This window comes from Vulcanococcus sp. DEBay_Sum29NL08_54 (assembly GCF_017859255.1).
Lineage (GTDB): Bacteria > Cyanobacteriota > Cyanobacteriia > PCC-6307 > Cyanobiaceae > Vulcanococcus.
This window is the reverse complement of sequence record NZ_JAFMNJ010000003.1, coordinates 91,334-100,334: the sequence shown is the minus strand read 5'-3', so window position 1 is coordinate 100,334 and position 9,001 is coordinate 91,334. Positions and strand designations below refer to the sequence as shown.

The following is a 9,001-nucleotide window of genomic DNA, read 5'->3' as shown; positions in this document are numbered from 1 at the left end:
CCAGCTGCAGGGTCCAGGCCCCTTCTGGTTTGAAGCTCAGTCGCTCGGGCCACTCCACGGCCATCAAGGCACCCAGCGCTTGGGCTTCCTCTTCTTCTTGGCAGAAGAGCTCATCGGCGGAGGCACTCTGCTCAAGGCGATAGAGGTCGAGATGGACCAAGGCGGCGGCCTGTCCTTGGTAATGCTGCGCTAAGGCAAAGGTGGGGCTAGTGATGGGTTCATCGATCTCGAGAGCCAGGGCAATCCCTTGCACCAGCGAGGTCTTGCCCGCTCCTAAATCCCCCTCCAGCAACAGGATGGGCCTGGGCTGCGGCAACGCGAGCCAGTCCAAGGCCAGTTGACGGCCCAGGTTCTGGGTCGCCGCCGCATCCGCTAACTGCACGCTCAGTTGTTGCATACCGATAGATTGCCCTTAAGCGAGCCCGAAGCCTCGGCGTCTCTGCAGATATTCCACACCTCTTGCCAAGCCACGGTCTGGGCTGGCGAGTGCATTCACCTCAAGAACATCAACCATGGTGGCCTCCCCCACTGCGCCTGCGCTGCAGAGCACCAGCACCTATGTGATCGCCGATCTGGGTCTGGCTGATTTCGGTCGCAAGGAGATCGAGATCGCTGAGACCGAGATGCCCGGTCTGGTGGCCCTGCGCAGCAAGTACGGCGCTGAGCAGCCCCTCAAGGGTGCCCGCATTGCGGGTTCCCTGCACATGACGATTCAGACCGCCGTTCTGATCGAAACCCTGGTCGCTCTGGGCGCCGAAGTGCGCTGGGCCAGCTGCAACATCTTCTCCACCCAGGACCACGCCGCTGCCGCGATCGCTGCTGCGGGTGTCCCTGTGTTCGCCTACAAGGGCGAGACCCTCGATGAGTACTGGGCCTTCACCCACCGCATCCTCGAGTGGGGCGACGGTGGTACCCCCAACATGATTCTCGATGACGGCGGCGATGCCACCGGCCTCGTGATCCTGGGCACCAAGGCCGAGAGCGATCCCTCCGTTCTGGACAACCCCAGCAACGAAGAGGAGACCGCGCTCTTCAACAGCATTCGCCAGAAGCTGGCTGCCCAGCCTGGCTTCTATTCCCGGATCAAGGCCCAGATCCAGGGCGTGACCGAGGAAACCACCACCGGTGTGGCCCGTCTCTATCAACTGCAGAAGAGCGGCGAACTCCCCTTCCCCGCCATCAACGTCAACGACTCCGTCACCAAGAGCAAGTTCGACAACCTCTACGGCTGCCGTGAGTCCCTGGTGGACAGCATCAAGCGCGCCACCGACGTGATGGTGGCCGGCAAGGTCGCCCTGGTGCTCGGCTATGGCGATGTGGGCAAGGGTTCGGCCCAGTCCCTGCGTGGCCTTGGCGCCACCGTGATGATCGCTGAGATCGATCCGATCTGCGCCCTGCAGGCCGCCATGGAGGGCTACCGCGTCGTCCGTCTGGAGGACGTTGTGGCTGATGTCGACATCTTCGTCACCGCCACCGGCAACTTCCAGGTGATCCGCCACGAGCACCTGATCCAGATGAAGGATCAGGCGATCGTCTGCAACATCGGCCACTTCGATAACGAAATCGATGTCGCCTCGCTGAAGCAGTACACCTGGGAGAACATCAAGCCCCAGGTCGACCACATCACCCTGCCCAGCGGCAACAAGATCCTGTTGCTGGCCGAAGGTCGTCTGGTGAACCTGGGCTGCGCCACCGGCCACCCCAGCTTCGTGATGAGCAACTCCTTCACCAACCAGGTGCTGGCTCAGATCGAGCTCTTCACCAAGGGCGCTCAGTACGCCAAAGAGGTCTACGTGCTGCCCAAGCACCTCGATGAGATGGTGGCTCGCCTCCACCTCGAGAAGATCGGCGCCAAGCTCACCGAGCTGTCCGCCGAGCAGGCCGCCTACATCAACGTTCCCGTTGAGGGCCCCTACAAGCTCGAGCACTACCGCTACTGAGCCCTGAGACAACAAAGCCCCTCAACACTGAGGGGCTTCTCTTCCTGAAGCCCGGTCGATGCAAGACCGGGCTTTTTTGTGCTCGTCCTGCGATCGCTCAGAACGGCACTTCTTCTTCGCTGGGCGCGCCGCCACCGAAACCACCGCCGCCAAAGCCGTTGGCTTCAGCGTCACGTTTGGAGCCCAGCAGTTCCAGGCGGTCCACCCGAACCACGGGCTTGCTGCGCTCTTCGCCGCTGTTGCGGTCCGTCCAGCGGTCCAGCTTGAAGCTGCCGATGATTCCCAGCAGGGAGCCCTTACGGACGTAATCGGCGGCGACCTGAGCTTGCTTGCCCCAGATCTCCAGGTTGAACCAGTCGGGCTCGTCGTTATTGCTGCGGCGGTTCACCGCGATGGTCAGGTTGGCCACCATGCTGCCGGACTCGAAGTAGCGCACTTCGGGATCTCGGCCAGCGCGGCCGACCAGGGTGACGGAATTGACGCCCATGGCGTTCTCCTGCGTTTGCGTTGGATCAATGATGCAGTCCCCGGGCGGGGAGCTTCGAGGTGAGAGTTCCACCCTTTGCCCCGGATGTGTCACCACCGCTGCAAAACCCGAGTGGCAGCTAGGTCTTTGAGGGTGTCAGATCGCAGGATCTACCTATGCTTTGAGGGAATGGGGAGACGTCTGTGTTCTTCAAGCGTTTCCAGCTGTCCCGCGACATCGGCATCGATCTAGGGACGGCGAACACCCTGATGTATGTCTCCGGTAAGGGCATCGTCCTGCAGGAGCCCTCCGTGGTGGCGATCGACCTTGAGCGTGGTGTGCCCCTGGCGGTGGGGGATGAGGCGAAGCTGATGTTGGGCCGCACCCCTGGAAATATCCGTGCCGTGCGTCCCCTGCGCGATGGCGTGATCGCTGACTTCGACGCCGCTGAGCAGATGATCAAGACCTTTATTCAGAAAGGGAATGAGGGCCGCGGCATCGTGGCGCCCCGCTTGGTCATCGGCATCCCCAGCGGGGTGACCGGCGTGGAGCGCCGCGCGGTGCGCGAAGCGGGCTTAGCGGGCGCCCGCAATGTGCATTTGATTGAGGAGCCCGTGGCCGCGGCCATCGGCGCGGGCCTGCCGGTGACCGAACCCGTCGGCACGATGATTGTCGATATCGGCGGCGGCACCACGGAGGTGGCGGTGCTGTCCCTGGGGGGCACGGTGCTCAGCGAGTCGGTGCGGGTCGCCGGCGATGAGCTGAGCGATTCGATCAGCAACTACCTCAAAAAGGTCCACAACCTGGTGGTGGGGGAGCGCACCGCCGAGGAGATCAAGATCCGGATCGGTTCGGCCTTCCCCGACGACGCCTTCGACGAATCGACGATGGATGTTCGCGGGTTGCATCTGCTCTCGGGTCTGCCCCGCACGATTCCCGTGCGTGCCGGCGACATCCGCGAGGCGATGGCGGAGCCCCTGAACGTGATCGTGGAGGCGGTCAAGCGAACCCTGGAGCGCACGCCGCCGGAGTTGGCGGCCGACATCGTCGACCGGGGGATTGTGCTGGCGGGGGGCGGGGCCTTGGTCCGCGGCATCACCGATCTGATCAGCCATGAGACCGGAATCCTGGTCCACATCGCCGAGGATCCCCTGCTCTGTGTGGTCAACGGCTGCGGTCGTGTGATTGAGGACTACCAGCGCCTCGAGCGGGTGCTCGACACCCCTGACTTCAGCAGGCTGAACGCGTAATGGCCAGTCGACTCCTCCGGGTTCCTTTACTCCAGAAGCTGCTTCAGGCCTGGCCTTGGTGGTTGCTGCTGGCTGTCTTGGCTGGCGTGCGGCTCAGCAAGGGTGCGGGCGTCCTCGATGCCTACGCCCTGTTGAGTCGTCCGTTCTGGCCGGGCCAGGCCCAGTCTGAATGGCTCCGCTCCGCGCAGCAGTTGGATCAGCAGACGCGGCTGCAGCAGTTGGAGAGCGACAACGCCCGCTTGCGGGGTCTGGTTGCCCTGGATCAAGCCAAGGGTGCACGGATCTCGGCTCCGGTGATCTCCCGCCAGGCCTCCGGTTGGTGGCAACAGTTGGAGTTGGGTAAGGGCAGCCTGCAGGGGGTGCGCGCCGGCGCTGCTGTCCTCGCCCCGGGTGGCCTGATTGGCCGGGTCGCCAGCGTCACCCCCAGCACGGCCCGCGTCGCGCTGCTGACCAACAGCACGAGCCGCCTGGGGGTCTGGGTCCCGCGGGTCAAGCGCCATGGCCTGTTGATTGGCGGCGATACGCCGCGGCCGCGGCTCCAGTTCCTGGATAAGGACACGGGAGTTCGCCCCGGGGATGTGGTGACCACCTCCCCTGCCAGCACCTTGCTTCCCCCCAATCTCACGGTGGGTGTTGTCCAGAGCGTCGATGAGGAATTGGTCCCGGCCCCCGATGCTGTGGTTCAACTGAGCGCACCGATCGACGCGGTCGATTGGGTGCAGTTGGTGTCCCGTTAGCGATGGCCGGATTGCACCGCCATGGCCTCTGCGTGGCCTCTGCCCTCTCGGTCCCGGCGTTGACCTTGCTCTCCCCGGGCTGGTTGAGCCTCGATGGCATTTCCCCGAGTTGGGCGGTGCTTTGGCTGCTGCCTTGGGCCTTGGCGGATGGGCCCTGGTCCGGGGCGTATGCAGGCTTGGCCTTGGGCCTGCTGCTCGACAGCTTGCATGTCGGTCACGTCACCCAGCTGCCGGCTTTGGTGCTGTTGGGTTGGTGGTGGGGACGCCTGGGCCGGCGGGGTAGTCCGATTGAGCGCAGCTTCAACCTGGGGCTGCTGGCGGCCCTGGGCAGCCTGGTCCTAGGGGGCAGCTTCTTGCTGCAGTGGCAGTTCCAGGGTGTGTTGCCCGAGGGTGGCTTGCAGCTGCTGGCGGCTCAGGCTTTGATCACGGCCTTGCTGGCACCCCTGGTTTGTTCGGTTTTGCTGCTGCGTTGGCGACAACTGCTCTCCGCACGGGGATGAAGACGCCCAAGCGGTTGGTCGTTGGGCTGCTGGCGGCTGCGGCGCTCACGGGGGTGCTGGCGGCTTGCGCCCCCGCTCGGCGGCAGACCTCCGATCGCATTCCAATCCAGTTCTGGACCTTGGATCTGGCCCCCAAGTTCAACGACTACCTCAACGGAGTCATTGCCCGCTGGGAGCAGCAAAACCCTGGCTATGACGTGGTTTGGACCGATGTCCCCTGGGGATCGGTCGAGCGCAAGTTGCTGGCGGCGGTGTTTGCGCGCACGGCTCCTGATGTGGTGAATCTGAACCCGCTCTTCGCGGCCAACTTGGCCAGCAAAGGCGGCCTGCAGCCCCTCGAGCCCCTGTTGCCCCAGGGCGCTGCAGAGACCTATCTGCCACTGATCTGGCAAGCGGGCCAAAGCGCCGCTCCCGGTGGCCAGCCGCAGCAGTTCGCCATTCCTTGGTATCTGACGGCCCGGATCACCCTGGCCAACAGCCAGCTGCTGAGTCAGGCCGGCTACGACGCGCCGCCGCGCACCTGGGCTGAGGTGCCGGCCTACGCCGAAGCCGTCAAGCGCCGCACGGGGCGCTATGCCCTGTTTGTCACCGTCGTTCCTGAGGACTCCGCGGAGTTACTCGAGTCCCTGGTGCAGATGGGGGTGACGCTGCTGGACCAGCGCCAACGGGCGGCCTTCAACACGCCGGCGGGCCGGCGGGCCTTTGCCTTCTGGAGCGATCTCTATCGCCGCGGCCTGCTGCCCCGCGAGGTGGTCAGCCAGGGCTACCGGCGCGCGATTGAGCTCTACCAAAGCGGTGAGTTGGCCCAGGTGGGCAGCGGGGCGGAGTTCCTGCGCAGCATCCAGACCAATGCGCCCCAGGTGGCCGCGGCCACCCGTCCCTACCCGCCCCTGACCGGTGCCAATGGCGCCGCCAATGTGGCGGTGATGACCCTGGCGATTCCCCGCCAGAGCAAGGTGGCCGGGCCGGCGACCCGCTTCGCCCTGTTTCTGACCGATGCCAATAACCAGGCGCGTTTTGCCGAGCAGGCACGGGTGCTGCCCTCGTCCACCGGTGCCTTGCGGCAGGTGGAAGAGGCCCTGGCGGATGAACAACCGTCGACTCAGGCGGAGCAGCTGGTGCGGCAGGCCCGTCTGCTCTCAGCCCAAACCCTGAGTTCAGCTCGGGTGCTGGTGCCGGCGAGCCCAGGGGTGAAGCGGCTCCAAGCCATCGTCTATACCCAGCTGCAGCGGGCGATGTTGGGCCAGATCAGCAGCGATGCGGCCTTGGCTGAGGCGGAGCGTCAGTGGAACGCCTATGCCGCAGGACGCTGGCCCTAGGTCGACCTGGAGAAAACCTTAAGACTGGCGCTGCATAGCTCAGCTGGCCGGCAAAAGGCTATCGCCAAGAGAGGTCTGAGAGTTAACGTTGCGCTTCTTCACGCTGTGTAGTGCATGCCGCTCGACGAGCAGCAACGACAGAGTGATGCCTCTTCTGTCGAGGCTTCGTCAGAGCAGCGCGCCACCGTGATGGTGGTGGATGACGAGCCTGCCGTGCGTCGGGTGCTCGTCATGCGTCTCCAGCTGGCCGGCTATCAGGTGGTCTGCGCTGAAGACGGTGAGGAAGCGCTGGCCCTTTTCCACAAAGAGCAGCCCGACCTGGTGGTGCTCGACGTGATGCTCCCGAAGCTCGATGGCTTCGCGGTCTGCCGGCGCCTGCGGGCGGAGTCCTGCGTGCCGATCATTTTTCTCTCGGCCTTGGATGCCATCGCCGAGCGGGTCGCCGGCTTGGATCTGGGGGCGGACGACTATCTGCCGAAACCCTTCAGCCCCAAGGAGTTGGAGGCTCGGATCGCCACGATCCTGCGCCGCGTTGGCCGCGGTTCGGCCACCAACGAGCCCCGGGATGTTCCCGCGGGTCAAGGGGTGCTGCGGGTCGGTGACCTGGTGGTGGACACCAATCGCCGTCAGGTCACCCGGGATGGTGAGCGTATTGGACTGACTTACACCGAATTCAGCCTGCTGGAACTGTTGTTCCGTGAGCCTGGCCGGGTCGTTCCCCGCGCTGAGATCCTCGAGCAGCTTTGGGGCTATCCGCCCCGCCGTGCTGCTGATCTGCGGGTCGTGGACGTCTACGTGGCCCGTCTGCGCGGCAAGCTCGAGCCCGACCCGCGCAACCCCGAGCTGATCCTGACCGTGCGCGGCACCGGTTACGCCTCCCAGCGCATGGGCGAGAACGCCCCGATGGCGGCCGCCAGCTGATCCTGCAGGATGGCCGAACGCTGATTGATTCGGTCCTTTGTCTGAGCTGCGCGAGACCCGCCTCGAGAAAGGCAAGGCCCTAGCGGAGTTGGGCCAGGGTCCCTATGCCCTGCGCTTTGAGCCCAGCCACCGCACCGCTGAGCTGCAGCAGGCCCATGCGGACTTGCCGAATGGCGAGGAGCGAGAGGTCTCCGTCTCCGTCGCGGGTCGGGTGATGACGCGCCGGGTGATGGGCAAGCTCGCCTTCTTCACCCTGGCGGATGAAACGGGCCCGATTCAGCTGTTCATTGAGAAGGCCACCCTCGGAGACGACTTCGGTCACCTCACCTCCTTGGTGGATGCCGGTGACCTGATTGGTGTCACGGGCAGCTTGCGCCGCACCGATCGCGGTGAGCTGTCGGTGAAGGTGAAGAGCTGGCAGATGCTCAGCAAGAGCCTGCAGCCCCTGCCGGACAAGTGGCATGGTCTGGCCGATGTGGAGAAGCGCTATCGCCAGCGCTATCTCGATCTGATCGTTTCCCCGGACACCCGGGAAACCTTCCGCCGCCGTGCCATCGCGGTCAGCTCGATCCGCCGTTGGCTCGATGAGCGGGGCTTCCTTGAGATTGAGACCCCCGTGCTGCAAAGCGTGCCCGGTGGTGCCGATGCCCGTCCCTTCGAAACCCACCACAACGCTCTGGATCTGCCGCTGACCCTGCGGATTGCCACCGAGCTGCACCTCAAGCGCCTGGTGGTGGGCGGCTTCGAGCGGGTCTATGAGCTGGGCCGGATTTTCCGCAACGAAGGCATCAGCACCCGGCACAACCCTGAGTTCACCTCGATTGAGGTGTATCAGGCCTACGCCGATTACAACGACATGATGGATCTCACGGAGCAGTTGATTGCTCACGTGTGCCAGCAGGTCTGCGGCACGACCCGCATCAGCTATCAGGGCACGGAGATCGACCTCACGCCCCCCTGGCGCCGGGCGACGATGCACGAGCTGGTGCTCGATGCGACGGGCCTCGACTTCAGCAGCTTTGGCAGCCGGGCTGAGGCGGCGGCGGCGATGCAGGCCCAGGGTTTGGCGGTGCCGGAACTGGCGGACTCGGTGGGACGTCTGCTGGTGGAAGCCTTCGATCAGAAGGTCGAGAGCACCCTGATCCAGCCCACCTTTGTGATCGATTACCCGGTGGAGAACTCCCCGTTGGCGCGGGCCCACCGCAGCAAGCCGGGTCTGGTGGAGCGCTTTGAGCTGTTCATCGTTGGCCGTGAAACCGCCAACGCCTTCAGCGAGTTGATCGATCCGGTCGATCAGCGCCAACGGCTGGAAGCGCAGATGGCCCGCAAGGCCGCCGGCGACGACGAAGCCCAGGAGGTGGATGAGGACTTCATCAATGCCCTGGAGGTGGGCATGCCCCCCACGGGCGGTCTGGGCATTGGGATCGACCGGCTGGTGATGCTGCTCACCGACAGCCCCTCGATCCGGGATGTCATCGCCTTCCCACTGCTGCGTCCTGAGGCGCGATCCGGCGCTGCGTCGCCTGCAATGGGATAATCGAACCTAGTAGGCAATCTCCCCCAGTCGGGGGCCCGAGATTCGATGAGTGGCGAACGCGTCGGCTTCCGCTTTAAGCATGCAGATGCTGTGGTGAAGCGCAATCCCCAGGGCCGCTCCCGCCGGGGCTGGGTGATGGAGCCGGTCGAGCAAACCACCAGCCGCGGCACCAAGATGCCCGCCTATCGGATCCGTTGGCGCGATAGCGAGCGCCCCGAGATCGTGCTGCAGCACATGCTGATTGCCGATCCCGATCCCACTCCGCCGCCCGAAGGCGTGAGCCTGGTTCCCCCCGAACCGAAGAAGTGATTTTGAAAGGCCCCGCTTCTGG

9 protein-coding genes and 1 pseudogene are annotated in these 9,001 nt (G+C 64.8%); 8 read left to right on the top strand and 2 right to left on the bottom strand.

Going from position 1 to position 9,001, the window contains the following annotated elements:
• Positions 1–492 (bottom strand): annotated as a pseudogene (gene tsaE / locus QZ186_RS02175) (tRNA (adenosine(37)-N6)-threonylcarbamoyltransferase complex ATPase subunit type 1 TsaE); the annotation flags it as partial.
• A 20-nt stretch (positions 493–512) separates the two neighbouring features.
• Here tsaE and ahcY point away from each other — a divergent pair.
• A complete protein-coding gene (gene ahcY / locus QZ186_RS02170; protein ID WP_247476546.1) occupies positions 513–1,940 on the top strand; it encodes an adenosylhomocysteinase in 1,428 nt (475 codons plus the stop codon).
• 97 nt (positions 1,941–2,037) lie between these two features.
• Here the strand turns inward: ahcY and QZ186_RS02165 are convergent, their stop codons facing one another.
• The gene (locus QZ186_RS02165) at positions 2,038–2,427 is read right to left on the bottom strand and encodes a single-stranded DNA-binding protein (RefSeq protein WP_296415556.1); all 390 of its coding nucleotides are present in this window, start codon (positions 2,425–2,427) and stop codon (positions 2,038–2,040) included.
• A 182-nt stretch (positions 2,428–2,609) separates the two neighbouring features.
• Between QZ186_RS02165 and QZ186_RS02160 the strand changes: the two genes are divergently transcribed.
• The 7 genes from QZ186_RS02160 to QZ186_RS02130 all read left to right on the top strand — a co-directional run bounded on the left by QZ186_RS02160 (position 2,610) and on the right by QZ186_RS02130 (position 8,979).
• On the top strand, positions 2,610–3,656 hold the full coding sequence (locus QZ186_RS02160; RefSeq protein WP_296415554.1) for a rod shape-determining protein: 1,047 nt from the start codon (positions 2,610–2,612) through the stop codon (positions 3,654–3,656).
• Positions 3,656–4,393, top strand: a complete 738-nt coding sequence (mreC, locus tag QZ186_RS02155; protein WP_296415552.1) for a rod shape-determining protein MreC — start codon at positions 3,656–3,658, stop codon at positions 4,391–4,393. The genes QZ186_RS02160 and mreC overlap by 1 nt, the downstream gene beginning before the upstream one ends.
• A gap of 2 nt (positions 4,394–4,395) precedes the next feature.
• Complete coding sequence (mreD, locus tag QZ186_RS02150; RefSeq protein ID WP_296415550.1) at positions 4,396–4,893, top strand: rod shape-determining protein MreD; 498 nt, start codon at positions 4,396–4,398, stop codon at positions 4,891–4,893.
• Positions 4,890–6,212 (top strand): ABC transporter substrate-binding protein, encoded by a 1,323-nt coding sequence (locus QZ186_RS02145; RefSeq protein WP_296415546.1) that lies wholly within the window; start codon positions 4,890–4,892, stop codon positions 6,210–6,212. Before mreD ends, QZ186_RS02145 begins: the two co-directional genes overlap by 4 nt.
• Before the next feature lie 189 nt (positions 6,213–6,401).
• Entirely contained in the window at positions 6,402–7,133 is a 732-nt protein-coding gene (gene rpaB / locus QZ186_RS02140; protein WP_198001901.1) for a response regulator transcription factor RpaB, read from the top strand.
• 37 nt (positions 7,134–7,170) lie between these two features.
• Entirely contained in the window at positions 7,171–8,670 is a 1,500-nt protein-coding gene (gene lysS / locus QZ186_RS02135) for a lysine--tRNA ligase (protein WP_296415544.1), read from the top strand.
• Between the two features lie 45 nt (positions 8,671–8,715).
• Positions 8,716–8,979, top strand: a complete 264-nt coding sequence (locus QZ186_RS02130) for a hypothetical protein (RefSeq protein ID WP_010314125.1) — start codon at positions 8,716–8,718, stop codon at positions 8,977–8,979.
• The last annotated feature ends 22 nt before the right edge of the window (positions 8,980–9,001 follow it).

Excerpts from the sequence above, each read along its gene's own strand:
- ahcY (WP_247476546.1), top strand. The coding sequence starts at position 513 with ATGGTGGCCTCCCCCACTGCGCCTGCGCTGCAGAGCACCAGCACCTAT.
- QZ186_RS02165 (WP_296415556.1), bottom strand. The coding sequence starts at position 2,427 with ATGGGCGTCAATTCCGTCACCCTGGTCGGCCGCGCTGGCCGAGATCCC.
- mreC (WP_296415552.1), top strand. The coding sequence starts at position 3,656 with ATGGCCAGTCGACTCCTCCGGGTTCCTTTACTCCAGAAGCTGCTTCAG.
- mreD (WP_296415550.1), top strand. The coding sequence starts at position 4,396 with ATGGCCGGATTGCACCGCCATGGCCTCTGCGTGGCCTCTGCCCTCTCG.
- QZ186_RS02145 (WP_296415546.1), top strand. The coding sequence starts at position 4,890 with ATGAAGACGCCCAAGCGGTTGGTCGTTGGGCTGCTGGCGGCTGCGGCG.
- rpaB (WP_198001901.1), top strand. The coding sequence starts at position 6,402 with ATGGTGGTGGATGACGAGCCTGCCGTGCGTCGGGTGCTCGTCATGCGT.
- QZ186_RS02130 (WP_010314125.1), top strand. The coding sequence starts at position 8,716 with ATGAGTGGCGAACGCGTCGGCTTCCGCTTTAAGCATGCAGATGCTGTG.